The sequence below is a fragment of the Azoarcus sp. TTM-91 genome (assembly GCF_012911025.1).
GTDB lineage: Bacteria > Pseudomonadota > Gammaproteobacteria > Burkholderiales > Rhodocyclaceae > Azoarcus.
Map to the genome: position 1 here is coordinate 16,782 of NZ_WUEI01000002.1, position 23,407 is coordinate 40,188.

Annotated in this window: 20 protein-coding genes; 13 read left to right on the forward strand and 7 right to left on the reverse strand. The window is 65.6% G+C overall.

Annotation, left to right across the window (positions count from 1 at the left end; genetic code table 11):
• Window positions 1–29 precede the first annotated feature (29 nt).
• From GRF61_RS00830 to GRF61_RS00845, 4 genes are all read right to left on the reverse strand, one after another.
• Window positions 30–1,535, reverse strand: coding sequence for a mechanosensitive ion channel (locus GRF61_RS00830; RefSeq protein WP_169148851.1), 1,506 nt, complete (start codon window positions 1,533–1,535; stop codon window positions 30–32).
• Window positions 1,536–1,693: 158 nt separating this feature from the next.
• The gene (locus tag GRF61_RS00835) at window positions 1,694–2,668 is read right to left on the reverse strand and encodes a quinone oxidoreductase (protein ID WP_169148852.1); all 975 of its coding nucleotides are present in this window, start codon (window positions 2,666–2,668) and stop codon (window positions 1,694–1,696) included.
• Window positions 2,669–2,709: 41 nt separating this feature from the next.
• Complete coding sequence (locus GRF61_RS00840; protein ID WP_169148853.1) at window positions 2,710–3,831, reverse strand: phospholipase A; 1,122 nt, start codon at window positions 3,829–3,831, stop codon at window positions 2,710–2,712.
• Window positions 3,832–4,016: 185 nt separating this feature from the next.
• Complete coding sequence (locus GRF61_RS00845; protein WP_169148854.1) at window positions 4,017–6,314, reverse strand: NADP-dependent malic enzyme; 2,298 nt, start codon at window positions 6,312–6,314, stop codon at window positions 4,017–4,019.
• A gap of 334 nt (window positions 6,315–6,648) precedes the next feature.
• Between GRF61_RS00845 and GRF61_RS00850 the strand changes: the two genes are divergently transcribed.
• On the forward strand, window positions 6,649–7,428 hold the full coding sequence (locus tag GRF61_RS00850) for a ParA family protein (protein ID WP_169148855.1): 780 nt from the start codon (window positions 6,649–6,651) through the stop codon (window positions 7,426–7,428).
• Window positions 7,429–7,475: 47 nt separating this feature from the next.
• Here GRF61_RS00850 and GRF61_RS00855 read toward each other — a convergent pair whose 3' ends face one another.
• Window positions 7,476–9,668, reverse strand: coding sequence for a UvrD-helicase domain-containing protein (locus GRF61_RS00855; protein WP_169148856.1), 2,193 nt, complete (start codon window positions 9,666–9,668; stop codon window positions 7,476–7,478).
• A 313-nt stretch (window positions 9,669–9,981) separates the two neighbouring features.
• Between GRF61_RS00855 and GRF61_RS00860 the strand changes: the two genes are divergently transcribed.
• The 9 genes from GRF61_RS00860 (at window position 9,982) to GRF61_RS00900 (ending at window position 18,924) form a co-directional block, all read left to right on the forward strand.
• The gene (locus tag GRF61_RS00860) at window positions 9,982–10,320 is read left to right on the forward strand and encodes a hypothetical protein (protein WP_169148857.1); all 339 of its coding nucleotides are present in this window, start codon (window positions 9,982–9,984) and stop codon (window positions 10,318–10,320) included.
• A gap of 211 nt (window positions 10,321–10,531) precedes the next feature.
• A complete protein-coding gene (gene leuS, locus GRF61_RS00865; protein WP_169148858.1) occupies window positions 10,532–13,153 on the forward strand; it encodes a leucine--tRNA ligase in 2,622 nt (873 codons plus the stop codon).
• Window positions 13,154–13,164: 11 nt separating this feature from the next.
• A complete protein-coding gene (gene lptE, locus GRF61_RS00870; protein ID WP_169148859.1) occupies window positions 13,165–13,680 on the forward strand; it encodes an LPS assembly lipoprotein LptE in 516 nt (171 codons plus the stop codon).
• On the forward strand, window positions 13,677–14,687 hold the full coding sequence (gene holA, locus GRF61_RS00875; RefSeq protein WP_169148860.1) for a DNA polymerase III subunit delta: 1,011 nt from the start codon (window positions 13,677–13,679) through the stop codon (window positions 14,685–14,687). Before lptE ends, holA begins: the two co-directional genes overlap by 4 nt.
• Window positions 14,688–14,769: 82 nt before the next feature.
• Window positions 14,770–16,047 carry a glutamate-5-semialdehyde dehydrogenase gene (locus GRF61_RS00880; RefSeq protein ID WP_169148861.1) on the forward strand — a complete coding sequence of 426 codons (1,278 nt, stop codon included), beginning with the start codon at window positions 14,770–14,772 and terminating at the stop codon, window positions 16,045–16,047.
• 420 nt (window positions 16,048–16,467) lie between these two features.
• Window positions 16,468–16,962, forward strand: a complete 495-nt coding sequence (locus GRF61_RS00885; protein ID WP_169148862.1) for a methylated-DNA--[protein]-cysteine S-methyltransferase — start codon at window positions 16,468–16,470, stop codon at window positions 16,960–16,962.
• On the forward strand, window positions 16,959–17,876 hold the full coding sequence (gene xerD / locus GRF61_RS00890) for a site-specific tyrosine recombinase XerD (protein WP_169148863.1): 918 nt from the start codon (window positions 16,959–16,961) through the stop codon (window positions 17,874–17,876). Before GRF61_RS00885 ends, xerD begins: the two co-directional genes overlap by 4 nt.
• A gap of 47 nt (window positions 17,877–17,923) precedes the next feature.
• Complete coding sequence (ybaK, locus tag GRF61_RS00895) at window positions 17,924–18,412, forward strand: Cys-tRNA(Pro) deacylase (protein ID WP_169148864.1); 489 nt, start codon at window positions 17,924–17,926, stop codon at window positions 18,410–18,412.
• A 155-nt stretch (window positions 18,413–18,567) separates the two neighbouring features.
• Window positions 18,568–18,924, forward strand: a complete 357-nt coding sequence (locus tag GRF61_RS00900) for an H-NS histone family protein (protein WP_169148865.1) — start codon at window positions 18,568–18,570, stop codon at window positions 18,922–18,924.
• A gap of 56 nt (window positions 18,925–18,980) precedes the next feature.
• Here GRF61_RS00900 and GRF61_RS00905 read toward each other — a convergent pair whose 3' ends face one another.
• Window positions 18,981–19,382, reverse strand: a complete 402-nt coding sequence (locus GRF61_RS00905; protein WP_169148866.1) for a dihydroneopterin aldolase — start codon at window positions 19,380–19,382, stop codon at window positions 18,981–18,983.
• A gap of 111 nt (window positions 19,383–19,493) precedes the next feature.
• Here GRF61_RS00905 and plsY point away from each other — a divergent pair, with 111 nt between their 5' ends.
• Window positions 19,494–20,087 carry a glycerol-3-phosphate 1-O-acyltransferase PlsY gene (gene plsY, locus GRF61_RS00910; RefSeq protein WP_211165671.1) on the forward strand — a complete coding sequence of 198 codons (594 nt, stop codon included), beginning with the start codon at window positions 19,494–19,496 and terminating at the stop codon, window positions 20,085–20,087.
• A 23-nt stretch (window positions 20,088–20,110) separates the two neighbouring features.
• Here the strand turns inward: plsY and tsaD are convergent, their stop codons facing one another.
• Window positions 20,111–21,139, reverse strand: coding sequence for a tRNA (adenosine(37)-N6)-threonylcarbamoyltransferase complex transferase subunit TsaD (gene tsaD, locus GRF61_RS00915; RefSeq protein WP_169148868.1), 1,029 nt, complete (start codon window positions 21,137–21,139; stop codon window positions 20,111–20,113).
• 135 nt (window positions 21,140–21,274) lie between these two features.
• Between tsaD and rpsU the strand changes: the two genes are divergently transcribed.
• On the forward strand, window positions 21,275–21,487 hold the full coding sequence (gene rpsU, locus GRF61_RS00920) for a 30S ribosomal protein S21 (protein ID WP_004260978.1): 213 nt from the start codon (window positions 21,275–21,277) through the stop codon (window positions 21,485–21,487).
• Window positions 21,488–21,570: 83 nt separating this feature from the next.
• Complete coding sequence (gene dnaG / locus GRF61_RS00925; protein WP_169148869.1) at window positions 21,571–23,403, forward strand: DNA primase; 1,833 nt, start codon at window positions 21,571–21,573, stop codon at window positions 23,401–23,403.
• Window positions 23,404–23,407 lie beyond the last annotated feature (4 nt).

Sequence of the window (23,407 nt, forward strand, 5' to 3'; positions counted from 1 at the left end):
GGACCATGCCGGGGCCCGGCAAGGCTGGCTCAGTCGCGGCCGGCCTCGTCCTTGCGCAGCTTGGCCAGCCAGTACTCCATCTGCCGTCCCGCCGCCTCACGGCCGCCCAGGCCGAAGGACAGCGCCACCGCCACCGCTACCGCGCCGAAGCCCAGACCGAAGGCGAGATTGACGATATCGTCGGCGATGCCCATCGCCCGCAACCCCATTGCGATGACCAGGCCGAGGATGGCGACGCGGGCGATGCGGGCCAGACCGACGGAACGGCCACCGGCCTGGGCACCGCTGGCACGGGCGATGGCCTCGGCGGCGATATTGGCCAACCAGAAACCGGCGATCAGGATCACGCTGCCCAAGAGGATGTCGCCGCCGAAGCGGATGAAGACTTCAACCAGCCCGCTCACCTGCTCGAAACCCAGCCGGCCGGCCGCTTCCACCACCGCGAACAGCATGGCGAAGAACACCACCAGGCGGCCCGCCAGCACCGAAGGCGTCAGCTCCGGGCCGGCTGCGTGGCCCAGGCCGAAGGCGTGGTCCAGGCCGAGCTTGGCCGGCAGCAGGTCGAAGCCGATGCCGCCCAGCAGGCGGGCGACCAGCGCACCGGCGAAACGGGCGACGAACCAGGTGATCACCAGGATGAGCGCGGCCGCGAAAATCTCCGGCACCGCGGCGAAGAACTGGTCCAGCATGCCGATGGCCGGCGCCGAGATGGCCTCGATGCGCAGCGCGTCCAGCGCGGCGATCAGGCTGGGCACGAAGACGAAGATGAACACCAGCGTGCCTGCCAGCTGCGACAGGCTGACGCTGGCGTCCAGCCCCAGCCGGGCACCGAGGCGGTCGGCGCCCACCGCGGCCAGCAGGTTGGCGACCAGGCCGCGCAGCACGCTGGCCACCAGCCAGCCGACGAAACCGATCATGCCAGCGGCGAAGATGTTGGGCACCATCGCCAGCGCTCGGTCCACCATGCCCTGCACCGGCTGCAGCAGGCCATCCAGCTGGAAGGCGCCGAGGATGGCCGGCAGGAACAGCAGCATCACCAGCCAGAAGGCGACGTTGGCGAGGTTGCGGCTCATCGGCTCCATGCCGGCCTCGGCGGCGAGGCGGTCATCCAGCGTGGTGGCGGCGAGCACCCGGGCGGTGAGCGCGCGCAGCACGGTGGCCACCGTCCACGCCACCACCGCCAGCACTACGCCGGCGAGCAGGTGCGGCAGGTAGCTGGTGATCTGGGCGAGCAGCGCGGCAAAGGGCGCCGACAGCATTTCCAGGCTGAGGATGTTGAGCACGGCGACAATGGTCACCAGCATGACCAGACCGAAGAGGCCGAGGGCGATCGGCGTTTCCACGTCCAGCGCATGGCCGGTGCCGTTGCGCAGGCGGTCGTTGAGCGCGCCCAGGCGCAGCAGCCGACGGCTGCCGGCGCGCACCGCGACGGCGGCGAACCAGCCCAGTGCGAGTACCGCGACCGCGGCGAGGATGGCGGGCAGCTGGCCGCCCAGGGTGGCCTGCAGGCTGCCGGTGAGGGTGTTCGGTTCCATCGGTGCTGATCTCCGGTGCATGGTTGAGGTCACCACGCCGGCCCCGGGCGCAGCCGCCCCGCCAGCGCGATCAGGGACCGAACTTATGCCAGCGCAAACTACTTTGCAACAAACATATAATCACGCATACCCACGCCGGGCCTTGCCGCAAGCCGCGTTCAGGGCAGCAGCAGCGAAGTGCCGGTGGTGCGCCGGGCCTCCAAGTCGGCCTGCGCCCTGGCGGCATCCTTCAAGGCATAGCGCTGATTGATCTGCAGCTTCACCTTGCCGGACAGCACCACCTCGAACAGCTCACCGGCCATGTCCAGCAGGTCGCTGCGCCTGGCGGCATAGGTGAACAGGCTGGGGCGGGTCAGGAACAGCGAACCCATGCGGGCGAGCAGGCCGACGTCCACATCGCCGACCGGGCCGGAGGCGTTGCCGAAGCTCACCATCATGCCCAGCGGCCGCAGGCAGGAGAGCGAGTCCATGAAAGTGTCCTTGCCGATGGAGTCGTACACCACTGGCACGCCCTCGCCGCCAGTGAGCTCCCTGACCCGCGCCGGGAAAGACTCGCGGGTGTAGACGATGGGGTGATCACAGCCGTGGGCGGCAGCCAGTTCCGCCTTGGCGTCGGAGCCGACGGTGCCTATCACGGTGGCCCCCAGCACCTTCGCCCACTGGCACATGAGCAGGCCGACACCGCCGGCCGCGGCATGGATCAGCACGGTGTCGCCGGGCTGCACCCGGTAAGTGCGCCGCAACAGGTACTGGGCGGTGAGCCCCTGCAGCATCATCGCGGCGCCCTGCTCGAAGCTCAGCGCCGCGGGCAGGCAGACGAGCCGGTCCGCCGGCATGTTGCGCGCCTCGGCGTAGGCGCCCTGCGGCCCGCCGGCGTAAGCCACCCGGTCGCCCACCTGCAGGTCGGTGACGCCCTCGCCCAGCGCCTCGACCACGCCGGCGGCTTCGGCACCGATGCCGGACGGCAGCGGTGTCGGATAGAGGCCGCTGCGGTAGTAGGTATCGACGAAATTGAGGCCCACCGCATGCTGGCGCAGCCGCACTTCACCGGCCGCCGGCGGCGGCAGTTCGACCGCCTCCCACTGCAATACCTCCGGGCCGCCGGTACGGTGGAATCGGATCGCGTGGGTCATGGCTGCCTCCTGGGTAAGCACCGGCTCTGCGGCCCGGTGGCTCAGCGGACGATGGAAACGCCGATTCTAAACTGCCCGGTCTTCGGCTCGTTGTAGTCCAGCAGCGTCTCGCCGTAGCCGTTGAAGTACTGCAGGTGGGCGAAAGCGCCGACGCCGGAGAAGATGCTCAGGCGTATCGGGTAGGACAAGTCCAGCTGGGTGCTGCCCTTGCCCTTGGTGCCGCGGCGCAGCTGGGCGTTCAGCAACAGGCCGTCGTCGCGGCCGAAGCGCAGACCGAGCTCGCCGTAGCCGCGATAGCCGGTGATGTCCGGGTTGTCGTCCTTGTCCAGATAGGTCCAGACCTTGGGCGCGACGCCAAGATAGGTGCGGCCGTCGGCGAAGTAGTAGCGGGCGTCGGCACGCAGGAACAGGGTGTCTATGCTGCGCGACTCCAGCCCGTCCTTGCCGTTGGACTCGTGCTCGTAGCCGCCCTGCAGGTTCACCGAGTTGCCATCCAGCGGGTTGGAGACGCGCCACTGGTAGAACAGCGAAGGGCGGAAGCTGGTGTCGTGGAAGGGTTTGGAGTCGGCAGCCAGATCCCACATCGAGGTCTGGGTGAAGCCGAAGTAAAGCCCGCGCACCACCGGGAAGGTCTCGCCGACGACGCCGTGGGAGTCGAACAGGCGATAGCGGAAGCTGAACTGGAAGCGGGCGGTGTTGGGGTTGCCGCCGACCAGGAAGTACATCGGCTCATGGAAGCCCAGCGGCGCGGACTCCACCGGTTCTGCCGAGGCCGGCTGGCGCATGAATTCCCCCGCCGGCGCTGCGCTCTTGGCCGCCAGTTGCGACTGCGCCTCGCTGGCGAGCGAGGCATCGATGATGAGCCGCGCCGCCGCCGCGTCCTGCAGCGCCAGCACCGCCATGCCGGTCACCTCCCGCGGCCAGCGCGCGGTGTAGGTGCGGCGCCCGCCCGCCTCGGCAGCGCTCGCCACCAGCGGCACCGCGATGCGCGGCGTATTGCCGGGCAGCTCCACCACCGCCCCCAGCGTGTCCGGCAAGGGGTTGGCGCCGTCACCGACGACGGTGACAGCGAAGACCTCGCCTGGCACGACGCGCGGCTCATGCGTGGCGAGCAACCAGTCGGCGGCGGAGGCCGAGGGGGCGAACAGTAAGGCGAAGGTCATGGCCAAGGCGCTGGCCACGCGGAGGGGAACTCGCGGATCTTTCACGAGAATTCTCTTTAGTTGGGGGTGCGATAGCGTAGCAGGCGCTCCCCGGAACGGGCGTGACAGCAGGTTTCCGCAGCGCAAAAAAACCCCGCGCCGCAGGACGCGGCGCGGGGTTTTCCGCTATTGCGGAGCGCCTACGCTCAGCGGGCGGCGCTGGCCCGCACTTCCTGTGCATCCACCACCGCCAGGGCGGTGATGTTCACCAGGCGGCGCACGGTGGCCGACGGGGTGAGGATGTGCACCGGCTTGGCCGCGCCCAGCAAGATGGGGCCGACCGACACGCCGTCGCCGTTGGCCATCTTCATCAGGTTGAAGGAGATGTTGGCCGCGTCCAGGTTAGGCATCACCAGCAGGTTGGCCTCGCCGACCAGCGTGGAGTCCGGATGTACCTTGGCGCGGATTTCCGGCGACAGCGCGGCGTCGCCGTGCATCTCGCCATCGCATTCCAGGTCCGGCGCGAGTTGCTTCAGCAAACCGACCGCCTCGCGCATCTTGCGCGCGGAAGTGGAGCGCGAGCTGCCGAAATTGGAGTGGGACAGCAGTGCCAGCCGCGGCTCGATGCCGAAGCGGCGCAGTTCTTCCGCCGCCATGCGGGCGATTTCCGCCACCTCTGCCGCGCTCGGGTTCTCGTTCACATAGGTATCGGTGATGGCCAGCGTGCGCTTGGGCAGCAGCAGCAGGTTCATCGCCGCGAACTGCTTGGCGCCGGCCTTGAGGCCGATGACGTCGACCACGTGCTGCATGTGGTAGTCGTAGGTGCCGAAAGTGCCGCAGACCAGCGCGTCGGCGTCACCGGTGCGCAGCAGCATGGCACCGATCAGCGTGGTGTCGCGGCGCATCTTGGCCTTGGCGATTTCCGGCGTCACGCCATCGCGCCCCATCAAGCGGTAATACTCGTTCCAGAGGTCGCGGTAGCGCGGGTCAGACTCCGGGTTGACGATGTCGAAATCGCGCTCCGGCACCAGGTTGAGGCCGATCTTCTTGATCCGCATCTCGATCACGCTGGGGCGGCCGACCAGGATGGGACGCGCCAGGCCCTCGTCCACCACCACGCGGGCCGCGTGCAGCACGCGTTCATCCTCGCCTTCGGCGTAGATCACCCGCTTCTGCTCCATCGGCACCCGCTTGGCGGCGGAGAACACCGGCTTCATCACGATGCCGGTGGTGTAGACAAAGTCGGTCAGGCTGGCGACGTAGGCGTCGAAGTCCTCGATCGGCTTGGTCGCCACGCCGGACTCCATGGCCGCACGGGCCACCGCCGGCGCGATCTTGACGATGAGGCGGGGATCGAAGGGGCGCGGGATGATGTAGTCCGGCCCGAAGGACAGCTCGGCGCCGCCGTAGGCGGAGGCCACCACGTCGTTCTGCTCGGCCTGGGCCAGCTCGGCGATGGCCTTCACGCAGGCGAGCTTCATCTCTTCGTTGATCTTGGTCGCGCCCACGTCCAGCGCACCGCGGAAGATGAAGGGGAAGCAGAGGACGTTGTTGACCTGGTTGGGAAAGTCGGAGCGGCCGGTGGCGATGATGCAGTCCGGGCGAACTTCCTTGGCGTCGGCCGGCAGGATTTCCGGATTCGGATTGGCCAGCGCGAAGATCAGCGGCTTGTCGGCCATCTTCGCGACCATTTCCTTCTTCAGCACGCCCGCGGTGGACAGGCCGAGGAAGACGTCGGCGCCCTCGATCACGTCGCCCAGGCTGCGGGCTTCGGTGGTCTGCGCGTAGCGGGCCTTGTTCGCCTCCATCTTCTCGTCGCGGCCGTGGAAGATCACGCCCTTGGAGTCGCACACATAGACGTTCTCGCGCTTCAACCCCAGGCCCACCATCAGGTCCAGGCAGGCGATGGCGGCAGCACCGGCGCCGGAACACACCAGCTTTACCTTGGCGATGTCCTTGCCGACCACCTTCAGGCCGTTGATCAGGCCGGCGGCGGAGATGATGGCGGTGCCGTGCTGGTCATCGTGGAACACCGGGATGTGCATGCGCTCGCGCAGCTTCTGCTCGATGTAGAAGCACTCCGGCGCCTTGATGTCTTCCAGGTTCACGCCGCCCAGCGTGGGTTCCAGCGCGGCGATGATGTCGATCAGCTTGTCCGGGTCGTTCTCGGCCAGTTCGATGTCGAACACGTCGATGCCGGCAAACTTCTTGAACAGGCAGCCCTTGCCCTCCATCACCGGCTTGGACGCCAGCGGGCCGATGTTGCCCAGACCCAGCACCGCGGTGCCGTTGGTCACCACCGCGACCAAGTTGCCGCGGCTGGTCAGCTCACGCGCTTCCGCCGGATCGGCGACGATGGCATCGCAGGCGGCGGCCACGCCGGGCGAATAGGCGAGCGCCAGGTCGCGTTGATTGGTGAGGCCCTTGGTCGGCACAACCGAAATCTTGCCGCGCGTCGGTGCACGGTGATAATCCAGCGCCGCGGCGATGAAATCCTGATCCATTGTTATCCCTCTCGGAACGGTGAGGTGTTTGTATGAGTAATGTGGGGCGCAACAATAGGCGCGCGCCGTCGCCTCGCCAATTGCGACCATCCGCAGCCTGTATTGTTGATGTCGGCGCCGACAACGCCGTGCCGCAGAGCGGGCTCCGACCGGAACCCGCATGCCATCCGACTGAAAAAACAGCCAGAACGGGCATGACTGACGAGGCGGCAGTTTAGCTCAAGGCGCGTAACCTTGGGCGGCAGGGCCGGCGGCGCGCTCCCCGGCCACGGCAGCCTTATCCCGCCGGCAAGGGCTTTTTGGCACAATGGGCACACGACTCGAGGGGGAAACTATGCGGCGTGTGGTATTCAATCAGAAGGGCGGCGTCGGGAAATCCACCATTACCTGCAACCTGGCGGCCATCAGCGCCCATCGCGGCAAGCGCACGCTGGTGGTGGACCTGGACCCGCAGGGCAACTCCACCCAGTACCTGCTCGGCAACGCCGATACCGACCAGGCGCTGACCCTGGCCGGCTTCTTCGACCAGACGCTGAACTTCAAGCTGAACCCCAAGGGCACCGAGGAGTTCATCGTCGCCTCGCCCTACGAAGGGCTGCACGTGATGCCCTCGCATCCACTGCTGGAAGAGCTGCAGAGCAAACTGGAGTCGCGCTACAAGATCTACAAGCTGCGCGACGCGCTGCAAGAACTGGCGGAGGACTACGACGAGGTCTATATCGACACGCCGCCGGCCCTCAACTTCTACACCCGCTCGGCGCTGATTGCCGCCGACGCCTGCCTGATCCCCTTCGACTGCGACGACTTCTCCCGCCGGGCGCTGTACTCCCTGCTGGAGAACGTGGAGGAGATCAAGGCCGACCACAATCGCCACCTCGAAGTGGAAGGCATCGTGGTCAACCAGTTCCAGCCGCGCGCCAGCCTGCCGCAGAAGGTGGTGCAAGAGCTGATAGACGAGGGCCTGCCGGTGCTGTCGCCTTATCTCTCCGCCTCGGTGAAGATCAAGGAATCCCACGAACAGGCGCGGCCGATGATTCACCTGGACGCCCGCCACAAGCTGGCGCAGGAATTCGTCGCCCTGCACGACACACTGGCTGCACGCTACGGCACCTGAGGCAGCTCAGCCCGCCTTCGGCCCCCGCCGCGCTCAAGTGGCGGGAGTCAGATCGGATCCAGCTTGGCCACTCCCAGCAGCAGCCACTTGATGCCAGCCGGACCGAAATTCACCTGCACCCGGGCGTCCGAGCCGCTGCCTTCGGCGGCAACGATCACGCCCTGGCCGAAACGGGCGTGCCTCACGCCTTGGCCGATGCGCAGCCCGCCCAGCTCCGGCCGGCTCGGCGGTGCCGCGTTGGCGCGGTAGCCGGAAGACGAATAGCCGGAGGAGCCGGAGGTTGAGGCGCTGGCGCGCGGCTTGGGCGGCGTCAGCCACTTCAGCAGGCCGGCGGGAATCTCCTCGAGGAAGCGGGAGCGCGGGTGGTAGCGCGTCTGCCCGTGCAGCATGCGGCTCTGGGCGCAGGTGATGTAGAGCCGCTCCCGCGCCCGCGTCACCGCCACGTACATCAGGCGGCGCTCCTCCTCCAGGCCTTCGGTTTCGAGAATGCTGTTCTCGTGCGGGAACAGGCCTTCTTCCAGGCCGGACAGGAAGACGGCGTTGAACTCCAGGCCCTTGGCCGAATGCACTGTCATCAACTGCACCGCTTCGGCACCCTGCTCCGCCTGATGGTCGCCGGCTTCCAGTGAAGCGTGGGCGAGGAAGTCGGCCAGCAACGCGTGCGGCTGCTTAAGGGTTTCGACATCGGCGTCGGACTCAGCGACGAAGTTGGCCGCGGCATTGAGCAATTCGTCCAGGTTCTCCAAGCGCTCGCGGCCTTCCTTCTCGGCGAGGTAATGGTCGCGCAGGCCGGAGCCGTGCAGCACATGATCCACCAGCTCCGGTAGCGGCAGGGGCGCGGTCTCGGCCCGCAGCGTCTCCACCAGCCGGACGAACTGCGCCAGCACGGTGCCCGGCTTGCCACTCAGATGAGGCACGGTGGCGTAGAGGCTGGCGTTGAAGGTGCGCGCCGCGTCCTGCAACGACTCCAGCGAGCGGGCGCCGATGCCGCGCGCAGGGAAATTCACTACCCGGGCGAAGGCGGTATCGTCATCCGCGTTGGCGATCAACCGCAGGTAGGCCAGCGCGTGCTTGATCTCCTGCCGTTCGAAGAAGCGCAGCCCGCCATAGACGCGATAGGGAATGCCGGCGCTGAAGAGCTGGTGCTCCAGCACGCGCGATTGGGCGTTGGAACGGTAGAGCAGCGCGATCTCGCCGCGCGAGGCTCCATCGCGCACCAGCGACTGGATTTCCTCGACGATCCAGCGTGCTTCGTCGCCATCCGAGAAAGCCTCGAACACCCGGATGGGCTCGCCGGCGCCCTGGTCGGTCCACAGGTTCTTGCCGAGGCGGTTGGCGTTGTAGCGGATGATGGCGTTGGCCGCGTCCAGGATGTTGCCGCCGGAGCGGTAGTTCTGCTCCAGCCGGATCACGTTGGCGACGCGGAACTCGCGCTCGAAGTCGAGCATGTTGCCGACCTCGGCGCCGCGGAAGCGGTAAATGGATTGGTCGTCGTCGCCAACGCAGAACAGCGCCGCCCCGCCCTCACGGCCGTCGTCTGCCAGCAGCTTCAGCCAGCGGTACTGCAGGCGGTTGGTGTCCTGGAACTCGTCCACCAGAATGTGGCGGAAGCGCCGCTGGTAATGGCGCCGCAGCGGTTCGTTGCGCTCCAGCAGCTCGTAGGAGCGCAGCAGCAGCTCGGCGAAATCGACCACGCCTTCGCGCTGGCACTGGGCTTCGTACTCGGTGTAGAGCATGACGCGCTGGCGGGTGTGGTCATCCCAGGCCTCGACCGCTGCCGGCCGGTTGCCCGCGTCCTTCTGGCCGTTGATGAAGTGCTGCAAATCACGCGGCGGATACTTCTCATCATCGATGTTCAGCGTCTTCAGCAGGCGCTTGATCGCCGCCAGCTGATCACCGGAGTCCAGGATCTGGAACAGCTGGGGCAGGCCGGCATCGCGGTAGTGCGCCCGCAGCAGGCGGTTGCACAGGCCATGGAAGGTCCCTATCCACATGCCACGCGGACTCACCGGGAGCATGGCCGACAGCCGCGCCAGCATCTCCTTCGCCGCCTTATTGGTGAAGGTCACCGCCAACAGCCCGGAGGGATCGACCTGGCCGGTCTGTATCAGCCAGGCGATGCGCGTGGTCAGCACTCGCGTCTTGCCCGAGCCGGCCCCCGCCAGGATCAGCGCATGCTGGGGCGGCAACGTGACCGCCTGCATCTGTTCGTTGTTGAGATTCGCTAGCAGATTCGACATGGGAGCTTCCTTTCCAGGGGCCGCATTCTACCCGCCATGCGCGCCTCGCCCGCCGCCGGAAACCATCGCCACAACTGTTGCGCCATTGCAACAAGAAACTTGAAATCGCTTCAGCTCTGAAATATCTTGGATTTGTGCATAGCAGCAAAAGCATGAACTTGATCACGCCCCAACAGTCGAAGAATCCGTAGAATCGAGCAAAAATAAGCTCCGGCAACGGATTTTGCAGTACAACAAGAACACGCATGACGGCCGCTTCAAAAGAGCGCCGCCCTGCAATGGGCTCTACCGGAGCCCCCAGGAGAAACACCAGATGCAAACGCCCAAGCTCCTTCCTTGGTACGCCAGCAAGGCTGGCGTCTCGACCGAGCGCGCCGCCATCCTGTGGCGCCGCGCCGTCCGCCAGGCCACCGCCGATACCGGCTGGGTCGGCAACTCCGAATACTGGGGCGCAGCCATGGACAGCTTCCTTCGCCAGTTGGAGGAAGAGAAGAACAGCCGCTGCACCCCGCGCGTAACGCCCCTGCTGCGCAGCCAGAATCTGATGTGGCGCCTGCCCCTCCTCGCCATGGAAGACGTGGTGAGCGCCGTTTCGGCCGAGTGGCAGAAGAGCTTTCCGCGCGCCACCGGGCGCAGCCGCGAAGCGGCCTGAACGCCGCACGCCTCTCTCCCGCAGATTTCCTTCCCGCTCGCGGGAAAACCGTCTCCCTCCCTCTCCTTAATGGAGTTCGGCATCCAGTTCCCACTGGATGCCGTTTTTTTTGCCTTGCCCACGGAGCCGCTTTCCCAACCGCCACGCGCCCTCCGGCGGCTTCGGGATATACTTCCGCGTTTTCAACGCCTTGAATTCGCGCCCCTCGCCCATGCAGGACAAATACCAGCCCGCAGCCGTGGAAACGGCCGCCCAGCAGCACTGGGAATCCACCTCGGCCTTCCGCGTCGTGGAGGACACCGCCCGCCCGAAGTACTACTGCCTGTCGATGTTCCCCTACCCCTCGGGCAAGCTGCACATGGGCCACGTGCGCAACTACACCATCGGCGACGTGCTGGCGCGCTACCACCGCATGCGCGGCTACAACGTGCTGCAGCCCATGGGCTGGGACGCCTTCGGCATGCCGGCTGAGAACGCCGCGATCCAGAACAATGTACCGCCGGCGAAATGGACTTACGCCAACATCGAGTACATGAAGGCGCAACTGAAGCGCCTGGGCTTCGCCATCGACTGGTCGCGCGAGCTGGCCACCTGCACGCCTGAGTACTACCGCTGGGAACAATGGCTCTTCACCCGCCTGTATGAGAAGGGCCTGATCTACAAGAAGCTGGGCACGGTGAACTGGGACCCTGTGGATGAAACCGTGCTCGCCAACGAGCAGGTGATCGACGGCCGCGGCTGGCGCTCCGGCGCGCTGGTGGAGAAGCGCGAGATCCCCATGTACTACATGAAGATCACCGCTTACGCCGACGAGTTGCTGGAAGCACTGGACGACCTCTCCGGCTGGCCGGAGCAGGTCAAGCTGATGCAAAAGAACTGGATCGGCCGCTCGGAAGGACTGGAAGTCCACTTTCCCTACGACCTCTCCACCATCGGCAAGTCCGGCGTGCTCAAGGTCTTCACCACCCGCGGCGATACGCTGATGGGTGCGACCTACGTGGCGGTGGCCGCCGAGCACCCGCTCGCCACCCAGGCCGCCGCCGGCAACCCGGAACTGGCCGCCTTCATCGAGGAATGCAAGCAGGGCGGCGTGGCCGAGGCCGATCTCGCCACCATGGAGAAGAAGGGCATGCCCACCGGCCTGCGGGTGGTGCATCCGATCACCGGCGAATATCTGCCGGTATGGGTCGCCAACTACGTGCTGATGGGCTATGGCGAAGGCGCGGTAATGGCGGTGCCGGCGCACGACGAACGCGATTTCGCCTTCGCCAACAAATACCGCCTGCCGATCAAGATGGTGGTGCGCTCCACCCACGACGCCTACGAGAACGTGGCCGCGCCATGGCAGGACGCCTACGCCGAGCACGGCAAGCTGGTGAACTCCGGCAAGTACGATGGCCTGCACTTCCAGGATGCGGTAGACGCCATCGCCGCCGACCTCGGCGCCAAGGGCCTGGGAGCCAAGCGCGTCCAGTACCGCCTGCGCGACTGGGGCATTTCCCGCCAGCGCTACTGGGGCTGTCCGATTCCAATGGTCCATTGCAGCGATTGCGGTGACGTGCCGGTGCCGGACGAGCAGTTGCCGGTGGTGCTGCCGGAGGATGTGGAGGTCACCGGCCGCGGCTCGCCGCTGGCCAAGATGCCCTCCTTCTACGAATGCAGCTGCCCCAAGTGTGGCAAGCCGGCACGGCGCGAAACCGACACCATGGACACCTTCGTCGAGTCGTCCTGGTACTTCCTGCGCTACGCCTGCGCCGACAACGCCGGGGCCATGGTGGATGAGCGGGTGAACTACTGGGCGCCCGCCGACCAGTACATCGGCGGCATCGAGCACGCCATCCTGCATCTGCTCTACTCCCGCTTCTTCACCCGCGCGATGCGCGACTGCGGGCTGGTGCAGGTTTCCGAGCCCTTCACCAACCTGCTCACCCAGGGCATGGTGGTGGCCGAAACCTACTACCGCGAAGCCGAAGGCGGCAAGAAGCAGTGGCTGAACCCGGCGGACGTCCAGGTCGAGCGCGACGAGCGTGGCCGCATCGCCGCCGCCCGGCTGGCCAGCGACGGCAGGCCGGTGGTCATCGGCGGCACCGAGAAGATGTCCAAGTCGAAGAACAACGGCGTAGACCCGCAGGCCCTGGTCGACCAGTACGGCGCCGATACCGCCCGCCTGTTCATCATCTTCGCCGCGCCGCCTGACCAGCAACTGGAGTGGTCCGATTCCGGCGTCGAAGGCGCCTCCCGCTTCCTGCGCCGCGTCTGGAACCTCGGCCACGCCTTCGCCAGCGAGATCCGCCCGGCGCTGCCGGCGGTACGCAAGCTGGTGGCCGGCGAGTTGCCGGCCGCGCTGGCCGACGTGCGCCGCGAAATCCACACCCACCTGAAGCAGGCAAATTACGACTTCGGCAAGCATCAGTTCAACACCGTGGTATCCGCCGCGATGAAGATCCTGAACGCGCTGGAAAAGGCGCCGCGCGACGATGCGGCCGCCCACGCCGAAGTGGTCGAAGAGGGTTTCTCCATCCTCGTGCGCCTGCTGTCGCCCATCACCCCGCACATTGCCCATGCGCTGTGGCAGGACTGCGGCTTCGCCGGCGACCTGCTCGCCACCACCTGGCCGGAGCCGCTGGCGGCGGCGCTGAAGCAGGACGAACTGGAACTGGTGCTGCAGGTGAACGGCAAGCTGCGCGGCAGCTTGAAGGTGGCGGCCGACGCCAGCAAAAGCACCATCGAGGCCCAGGCGCTCGCCTCCGAAGCCGCGCAGAAGTTCATGGAAGGGAAGCCGCCGAAGAAGGTGGTGGTCGTCCCCGGCCGTCTCGTCAACATCGTGGTCTGAGGACACCCCTGATGCCTTCCTCCCTCACCCGGCGCCGCCTCCTCACCGGCGCCACCACCGGTCTGGCCGCCGCGCTGCTGGCCAGTTGCGGCTTCCGCCTGCGCGGGCCGCAGCCGCTGGACTTCGCCACCATCCATGTCGGCGCGAGCCAGTATTCCGACCTCGGCATCTCGCTGCGCCGGCACATCGCCACCAGCGGCAGCACCACCGTGGTGGATGATCCGGCCACCGCCGACGTCAAGCTGCAGATCCTCGCCAACGAACGCGAACGCGAGATCCTCAGCCTGACCGGCGCCGGCAAGGTGCGCGAATACCAGCTCATCCAGCGCATCCGCTTCCGGCTGGCGGACAAGAACGGCAGCGATCTCATCCCCCCCACCACCATCCTGGCCCGTCGCGAATACACCTTCGACGACTCCCAGGTGCTGGGCAAGGAACAGGAAGAGAACCTGCTCTACAACGACATGCAGAGCGATCTGGTGATGCAGATCATGCGCCGCCTCGCGGCAGTCCATCGCAACCCGTGATCCTGCGTCCCGACCAGCTCCAGGCCCAGCTCGGCAAGGCGCTGGCGCCGTTGTGGACGGTGCACGGCAACGAGCCCTTGCTAGTCCTGGAGGCCGCCGACGCCATCCGCGCGGCGGCGAAGAAACAAGGCTACGAAGAGCGCGAAACCCTGGTCGTCGGCCAAGGCTTCCGCTGGGACAGCCTGACGCTGGCCGCCGGCAACATGTCGCTGTTCGGCGGCTCCAAGCTCATCGACCTGCGCATTCCCACCGGCAAGCCCGGCCGCGACGGCGGCGAAGCCCTGCAGCGCCACGCCGCCAATCTGCCGGCCGGCACCATCACCCTGCTCACGCTGCCGGAAATCGACTGGCAGGCGCGCAAGACCAGCTGGTTCAAGGCCCTGTCAGACCAGGGCAATGTGCTGGAGCTGAACGCCCCGGAGCGCGAGCGCCTGCCCGACTGGATCGCCCACAGGCTGGCCGCGCAGAAACAGACCGCAGCGCCGGAAGCACTCGCCTTCATCGCCGACCACGTGGAAGGCAACCTCCTTGCGGCCCACCAGGAAATCCGCAAACTTGGCCTGCTGCATCCGGAAGGCGCGCTAACGCTGGAGCAGGTGCAAGACGCCGTACTGAACGTTGCCCGCTACGACATCGACAAACTCCGCCATGCCATCCTGGAAGGCGACCCGGCACGCTGCGCCCGTCTGCTCGATGGCCTGCGCGGCGAAGGCGCCGCGCCGCCCTTGGTGCTGTGGGCGCTGGCGAACGAAACCCGCACGCTGGCAGCACTGCGCAGTGGCCAAGATGAAGGCCAGTCGCTGCAGGCGCTGATGAAGGCGGAACGGGTGTTCGACGAACGCCGCCGCCAGGCGCTGGGCAAAGCGGTGGGCCGGCTTTCCATCGGCACGCTGCGCGCCGCGCTGATGCACGCCGCCCGCATAGACCGCATGATCAAGGGCCTGGTGCCCGGCGACATCTGGGACGAATTCCTGCTCCTGTCGCTGCGCCTGAGCCGCTCCCGCTAAGCCCACTGCGCCTGCCCGCGCTCGCCGGCCAGCCCGGTTCGGTGCTTTAATTGACGTTTGCGTCTCAGCACCGAAGAAGCCGATGGACACCCAAGCCTATATGGAAGCCCTGGGCCGCCAAGCCCGCGCCGCTTCCCGCCAACTCGCCGCCGCCTCCACCGACGCCAAGAACCGCGCCCTGCGGGCCATGGCCGCCGCCGTCCGCGCCCAGCGCGAATCCCTGCTCGCTGCCAACGCGCGCGACCTGGAAGCCGCCCGCGCCGCCGGCCTGGACGCCGCGCTGATCGACCGCCTGGCGCTCACCGACAAGGTCATCGCCACCATGGCCGAAGGCCTGGAGCAGGTTGCCGCGCTGCCGGACCCGGTCGGCGAGATCACCGACATGAAGCGCCGCCCCAGCGGCATCCAGGTCGGCAAGATGCGGGTGCCGCTGGGCGTGATCGGCATCATCTATGAATCTCGCCCCAACGTGACGGCGGACGCCGCCGCGCTCTGCCTCAAGTCCGGCAACGCCGCCATCCTGCGCGGCGGCAAGGAAGCGCTGCACAGCAACCAGGCCATCGCCGCCTGCGTGCGCGCCGGCCTGGCCGAAGCCGGCTTGCCGGAGAGCGCGGTCCAAGTGGTGGAAACCGCGGACCGCGCCGCCGTCGGCGCCATGATCACCATGCCGGAGTATGTGGACGTGATCGTCCCCCGCGGCGGCAAGGGCCTGATCGAGCGCATCTCCCGCGACGCCCGCGTGCCGGTGATCAAGCACCTGGACGGCAACTGCCATGTGTACGTGGACGACGATGCCGATCCCGCCAAGGTCGTCCCCATCGTCGAGAACGCCAAGACGCAGCGCTACGCCCCCTGCAACACCACGGAAAGCCTCGTTATCGCCCGGGGCGCTGCGCAGCGCTTCCTGCCGGAAATCGGCCGCATGCTGGCCGGCAAGGGCGTGGAAATGCGTGGCTGCCCGGAGAGCCTGGCGATCCTGCGCGAAGCCGGCATCGACCAACACTACCTGCGGGAGGCCACCGAGCAGGACTGGCGAGAGGAATACCTGGCGCCCATCATCGCGGTGAAGATCGTCGATGGACTGGACGCCGCCATCGAGCACATCAACACCTACAGCTCGCAGCACACCGAAGCCATCATCACCGAGAACTACAGCAGCGCGATGCGCTTCCTGCGCGAGGTGGACTCTGCCTCGGTGATGGTGAATGCCTCCACCCGCTTCGCCGACGGTTTCGAGTACGGACTGGGAGCGGAAATCGGCATTTCCACCGACAAGATCCACGCCCGCGGCCCGGTCGGCCTTGAGGGGCTGACCAGCCAGAAGTGGATCGTGTTCGGCAACGGTGAAGTACGCCGCTGAGGCAGGACGGGTGAAAACCGAAAGGCGACCGGACGCGACCTATCTCAGCCGAGCGAGCGCCTCAACGAGAATGCCCACTTCGGTGGGCATTTGCCTTTCGTCGCATCCCCCTGCTCGGCACGCCCGACGCAAGCATGGCGGCCAGCGCGCCGCTGCCTCGCGCAGAACACGGCTAAACGCGCATCTCCAGCATTTTCACCCACTGTTCGTCAGCCTCCATGACTTACGCTGACGTCAACGTTATCCGAATAATTACGTAGCCTTCTGTATGCGTTGAGTAACCGGCCCGTGGCATAATCCACCCCAAGGGCTGTTTCCTGGCCCGCAGTTTTGCTCTGGGGTAGAGCAATCGGGTCGGCGGAATCCTCGGATTCCGCCGCACCCACCTCTCAGCAGACCGCGCCGGCAACACGAGCGAGCATGGTCATGCCCCCTTCCTCCCCCAACCTCTCCAGCTTTAGCGCCATCCTCCAGTTGCCTTTCGGCGGCTTCGGCCTGCGCTTTGCGGGCGACCAGCTCATTGAATTGCGCTTTCTGCCACCCGAGGCAGCGCCTCTGCCGCCGGACACGCCGCACGCCCGGCAGGTAACGGCGCAGATACTGGCTTGGCTGGCCGCCCCCCACACTGGGGCCGCCCCGCCGCTGGCCGAACGCGGTACGCCGTTCCAACGGGCCGTGTGGAACGCCATCAGGGCCATCCCTTGCGGCCAAACCCGCACCTATGGCGAACTCGCCCGGCTGATTGGCGGCAGTCCGCGCGCGGTCGGCCAGGCCTGCGGGGCAAATCCTTTTCCCTTGTTCACGCCCTGCCATCGAGTGGTATCGCGACAAGGGCTGGGCGGATTCGCCAACGCCTCCGACGGTTACCTGCTCTCCGCCAAACGCTGGCTATTGCATAACGAGGGCGCGATTTGAACGCCACCGAAAGCGGGCTGGATACGGCCACCCGGAGCGAACTGGATCGCTTCACCGACACGCTCTGGCTCGAGCACGGCCTGGCCCGCAATACCTTGGCGGGCTATCGCAGCGATCTCGCATTATTCGCTGCCTGGCTCGAGAAACGCGGCGGCGAATTGAAGCGGGCAAACGGTCATGAGCTCGCCGCCTATCTCGCCGAATTCAGCCTCCGCGCAAAACCCGCCAGCCAACGCAGGCTGTTATCCGCCTGGCGGCGCTATTACCGTATGCAACTTACCCAGGGGGAGATAAGCGAGGATCCCACTCTCATTCTGGATTCCCCGCTGCCCACGCAGCGCTTTCCACGCACGCTATCGGAGAAGCAAGTGGAGGCACTCCTGTCCGCCCCGGATACCGACTCACCGCTTGGCCTCCGCGACCGCTGCATGCTGGAGGTGCTGTACGCGACAGGCCTGCGGGTTTCCGAGCTGATTGGCCTCAAGACATTCGCCATCTCTCTCAATGAAGGCCTGGTTCGTGTCATCGGCAAAGGCAGCAAGGAGCGCCTGGTGCCACTGGGCGATATCGCCGCGGAATGGATACAGCGATATGTGCGTGAGGCGCGAAGCGAATTACTGGGAGCCCAGCGCGCGGATGAAATATTCTTGACCCGCCGTGGGCAAGCGATGACCCGGCAGATGTTCTGGCGTATCGTCAAACAGCACGCTCTTCAAGCCGGCATTCCGACCGACAGGATATCGCCCCACACATTGCGCCACGCTTTTGCAACTCATCTCCTGAACCACGGTGCGGATCTACGCGTTGTGCAAATGCTGCTCGGCCACGCTGACATCTCGACCACTCAGGTCTATACCCATGTTGCCCGCGAACGCCTGAAGCAATTGCATACCGCGCACCATCCACGCGCGTAAAAAGCCCCAACCTGAACCCTCCCCATCCCGATTACATTCCTGCAATCATGAGCAAGCCCGGCAAGAACGCCCCTGAAACGCCCGCCACCCGTTTCCTGAAGGATCACGGAATCTCGCATTCCGACCATCTCTATGAATACGAGGAACATGGCGGCACGGCGGTTTCGTCCCGCTCATTGAATGTGCCCGAACATGCGGTGGTGAAAACCCTGATCATGGAAGACGAGAATGGTGGCCCACTCATCGTGCTGATGCACGGAGACCGTAAAGTCTCGACCAAGGAACTGGCGCGCCAGGCGGGATGCAAGCGCATCGAACCCTGCAAGCCGGAAACCGCAAACCGGCATTCCGGATATCTCGTCGGCGGCACATCCCCCTTCGGAACAAAGAAAAAAATGCCTGTTTTCATGGAGAGGACGATACTTGACCTCCCATTGATCTATATCAATGGAGGCAGGCGTGGCTATCTCGTCGGCCTCCATCCACAAGACATTCTCCGCACCCTGCAACCCACTCTGGTTACGGTGGCGCAATGAAAAGCCACTGAATTCCGTCAATTTCCGGATACACGCATAGCGGGTATTTCATTTTTCCGGATATTGATGGCAGAATCGGGAGCACGTTATACAAGGTCATTTCCCGCGCCGAATTAAGTCCAGAAATCCGGGAAGACCAAACAAGTGGAGAAATCATGGATCTTGGCAAAATGTCGCTGACCGAACTGCGCCGCCTGCAGTCTAAGGTGGAGTCCGAAATCCGTCGCCGGAGCGATTCCACCCGCCGCGATTTGCTGAAGCGGATGCAAAAAATGGCCGCGGAAGAAGGCTTGTCTCTGGACGATCTTCTCGGCAACAGCCAGGACACAGACAAGGCTGCACCCGCGGCAAAACGTGGTCGGCGTGCGGGCCCGAAGAAGGCCAGCCCGTCCGTGATCAAGTATCGCCATCCCGAGAATCCGGATGTCGGCTGGAGCGGCCGCGGTCGCAAACCGCAATGGGCCCTGGACTGGCTGGCACAGGGAAAATCGCTGGACGAACTGGCCGCCTGATTCCCACCTCGTCGAAATGAAAAACCGCCTGCTTGGCGGTTTTTCATTTTCCAGGACTAGGGTTTTCCCTCAGCTCCAACAATCAGCCCTGAATCCGGCAAAGGAATTCCTTCACGGCCACGCTGAATAAAAACCCCAACGCGGCGAACGCCTTTCATTACCCCGATCTTCGCGATCCGGATTTTCACCCAAGGCGCCCCGAACTCCTCGAACAGCAGGCCGACCACGAACTCTCCGAGCGTTTCGATCAGGTTGAAATGCCTGGCCGACAACTCCGCCCTAATACGCTCGATAACATCCGCATAATTGATCGTATCGGCGATGTCGTCGCGCTGCGCCGCACTGTCCGGCACACCGAAGGTCAGGTTTAGCTCCACCGTCTGGGGGGCAGCCTTTTCCCGCGAATATATTCCCACCCAAGCCTGCACCCTGAGTTCTTCGATGAAGATGAAATCCATGCTCGTTCCCGATTAGAATCGCCGCGATTTTAGCTTGGGCGTTGCTGTAGCGCCTCCAAACACCTTGATCTCGCCGGCGCCGCCAACGCGCAATCTGGAGAAACAATGCCCCTGGATCATGTCCTGCTGCTGATCGGAGCCTATCTGCTGGGCTCGATTCCTTTCGCCATCGTCAGCAGCCGCTTGCTCGGCCTGGAAGACCCGCGTCGCTATGGTTCCGGCAATCCGGGCGCAACCAACGTATTGCGCAGCGGCAACAAGAAGGCTGCCGCGCTGACCCTGCTGGGAGACTGCCTGAAGGGCTTGTTGGCAGTCTGGCTTGCCGGCATGCTCGGCTTCGACCCCACCTGGTGCGCCCTCGCCGGCCTTGCCGCCTTCCTTGGCCATGTGTTCACCATTTTCCTGCGCTTCAACGGCGGCAAAGGGGTTGCTACCGCCCTGGGCGTACTCGCTGCGCTGGACTACCGCATTGCGCTCTCCTGCCTGGCAATCTGGATCGCCACCGCCTACTTCAGCCGCTACTCCTCTGCTGCCGCGGTGGCGGCGGCAGTCGCCGCTCCGGCAGCGTCATTGCTGGTATTCGGCCCCCAGGCCACGAGCCTGGCCGTGCTGGTTATGAGCGCCGTCCTGCTATGGCGCCACAGCGCGAACATCAAGCGCCTGATGGCCGGCACCGAGAGCCGGATAGGCGCCAAGAAGGGGTAAAGAGCTCGCGGGCCCGCACGGGCTCAGGCCCCCAGCGGCGGCTTCAACTCCATCAGCGGCCAGCGCGGCCTCACCCGCAGCGCCGGCATCTGCGGCGGCCGCTCTCCCGCCGCGAAACGCAGCCCGCCGGCGAAAGCGATCATCGCTCCGTTATCGGTACACAACTCGGGCTCCGGATAATGCACCCGCCACCCGCGCTTCGCCGTGGCCGCGTTCAGTTGCTGGCGCAGCGCCCGGTTCGCCCCGACGCCCCCAGCGACAACCAGGGTTCTCAGCCCCTCAGCTTTCATCGCTGAAAGCGCCTTAGCACACAAGACCTCCACCACGGCCAACTGGAAATCCGCAGCCAGATCCGCCGCATCCCCGGGTTGCCACGCCTCTGACGACACCACGTTCAGCACCGCCGTTTTCAGGCCGCTGAAGCTGAAGTCCAGATCAGGCGAATGCAGCATGGGCCGCGGCAAACGGAATCGGCCTGCCTGCCCCTGTTCCGCAAGGCGGGCAAGTTGCGGGCCCCCGGGGTAACCCAGGCCAAGCAGCTTGGCCGTCTTGTCGAAAGCCTCGCCGGCGGCATCATCCAGGGACTCTCCCAGGAGCGTGTAGTCCCCCACGCCAGCCACACGCATCAACTGGGTATGTCCGCCGGAAACCAGCAGAGCGATGAAAGGGAAGGCGGGAGGATCCGCGGACAGGAGCGGCGAGAGCAAGTGCCCCTCCAGATGGTGCACCGGCAGGACGGGAATGCCCGCAGCCAGCCCGAGTGACTCGGCCACGCTCGCCCCCACCAGCAGGGCCCCCGCCAAGCCCGGCCCTGCCGTATAGGCAACGCCATCGATATCGCCCACCTCGAGTGCAGCCTCGGCCAGCGTCTGCCGGATCAGCAAGGGCAACCGCCGGATGTGGTCGCGCGAAGCCAGCTCGGGCACAACGCCACCGTACTCGGCGTGCAGTTCAATCTGCGAATGCAGCCGGTGGCAGAGAAGCCCGGCCTCGGTGTCATACACCGCAACGCCGGTTTCATCGCAAGACGTTTCGATGCCCAGCACCTTCATAAGAACCATCCAGTTGATTCGGGCGCACATTCTAACCACCCGCCGCCGACTTCGGGACCAACGGCGCTTGCCACGACGGGGCCGAGCGGTTATATTCGCGACCTTTCTGTCCACCAGACATCCGAGGAAGTAGCAATGCCGGGTATTCGCGTCAAGGAAAATGAGCCGTTTGAAGTTGCGATCCGCCGCTTCAAGCGCACCATCGAGAAGACCGGTGTGCTGACTGAGCTTCGCTCTCGCGAGTTCTACGAGAAGCCCACCGCCGAGCGCAAGCGCAAGCTGGCTGCCGCCGTGAAGCGCAATCACAAGCGCCTCCGCAGCCAGATGCTGCCGCCGAAGCTTTACTGATTTTCTTCCGGCCAGTCCGGTTGCTCGCGCGCCGGGCGGAAACCCCTTAGAGGGTTCCGCCCGGCGCCGCGTTTTTCTGCGCGATGATTCCTCAGTCCTTCGTCCAGGACCTCCTCGCCCGAGTCGACATCGTCGACGTCATCGAACGCCACCTCCCCTTGAAAAAAGGCGGTGCGAACTACTTCGCCTGCTGCCCGTTCCATGGGGAAAAGTCCGCCTCCTTCTCGGTCAGCCCGAGCAAGCAGTTCTATCACTGCTTCGGCTGCGGGGCCCATGGCAGCGCGATCGGCTTCCTGATGGAGTACAGCGGCCTCGGCTTCGTCGAAGCCGTAAAGGAGCTCGCCGGCCAGGTCGGCCTTCAGGTCCCGGACGACGGCAAGCACGCGCAGCACCAGGACGATGGCCACGACCAGCTTCTCGAAGCCACCGCCGCCGCCGCCCGCTTCTATCGTGAGCAGCTGAAGCACGCCCCGGTCGCGATCGACTATCTGAAACGCCGCGGCCTCAGCGGCGAAATCGCCGCCCGTTTCGGCATCGGCTTCGCGCCCGATGACTGGCAGGCGCTGCAGCAGATCTTCAAGGATTACCAAGACAAGGCGCTTTCCGATGCCGGGCTGGTCATCGACAACGACGCCGGCCGGCGCTACGACCGCTTCCGCAACCGCATCATCTTCCCGATCCACGACAGACGCGGCCGAGTCATCGCGTTCGGCGGACGAGTGCTGGACAGCGGCGAGCCCAAGTACCTGAACTCTCCCGAAACCCCACTGTTCGAGAAGGGGCGCGAGTTGTATGGCCTCTTCCTCGCGCAGAAGCCAATTCGGGACAACGGCTTTGCGCTGGTCGTCGAAGGCTATATGGACGTCGTCGCGCTGGCGCAGTACGGCGTCGAGAATGCGGTCGCCACCTTGGGCACAGCGACTACCCCCCATCACATCAACACCTTGCTGCGGCAGACGGATCGCATCGTCTTCTGTTTCGACGGCGACACTGCCGGCCGCCGCGCCGCCTGGCGCGCGCTTGAGAATTCGCTGGAGGCGTTGCGCGACGACGCCGCCCTAGCCTTCCTCTTCCTGCCGGCGGAGCACGACCCGGACTCCTTCGTCCGCGCCGAGGGCGCCGACGCCTTCCGCAGCGCCGCAAAAGCCGCGCTTCCACTGACCGGCTTCCTCATGCAGGAACTCATCCAGCGCTGCCCACTGGACACCCCGGAAGGGCGCGCCCGGCTGGTACATGAAGCACGTCCGCTGATCACCCGCGTCGCCGCACCACTGCTGCGCCTGCAACTGGTGAAAAGCCTCGCCGACGCCAGCGAGCTGAGCCAGCAAGAGGTCGAGCACGCCTTCGGCTTTCAGCCCCAGGGCCAGCAACGCCAGCAGGAAGAGAGAAAACCGGGCCGTCGAGATGGCTTCTTTCCATCCTCAGCCCAACGCACTACGAAACACCAAGGCCGGCGCAAACCACCCTCAACCTCGGGCACCCTGCTGCGCCTCGTGCTTCAGCATCCCACCTGGGCTGCACGCCTGCCAGTGGACCTCCTGCCCAACGACAGTGACGAAGGCCGCGCCCTGATCGCCATCGTGGACCTGGTCAGCCTCGGGGAACCGATTCCGGCGGGCGGACTCGGAGCACTCATCGAGCGCTTCCGCGAAACCCCGCACAGCGAAACCTTCGCCCGCGTAGCCAGCGAGCAGGTCGAAACCGAGTTCGACGAAGCCATCGTCGAGACCTTGTTCGAGGACACTCTGCGCAAACTGCACGCCGACACCGTCACGCGGGACATCGCGCAACTGGAAAACCGCATCCGCGAAGGCGGCCTCTCATCCGACGAGAGCCGCCAACTCGCCCACCGCCTCGCGGAACTGCTCATGGAAAAGCGGAACCTCGTCACGGCGGGAAAAGTCTCAGATTTATAGTATA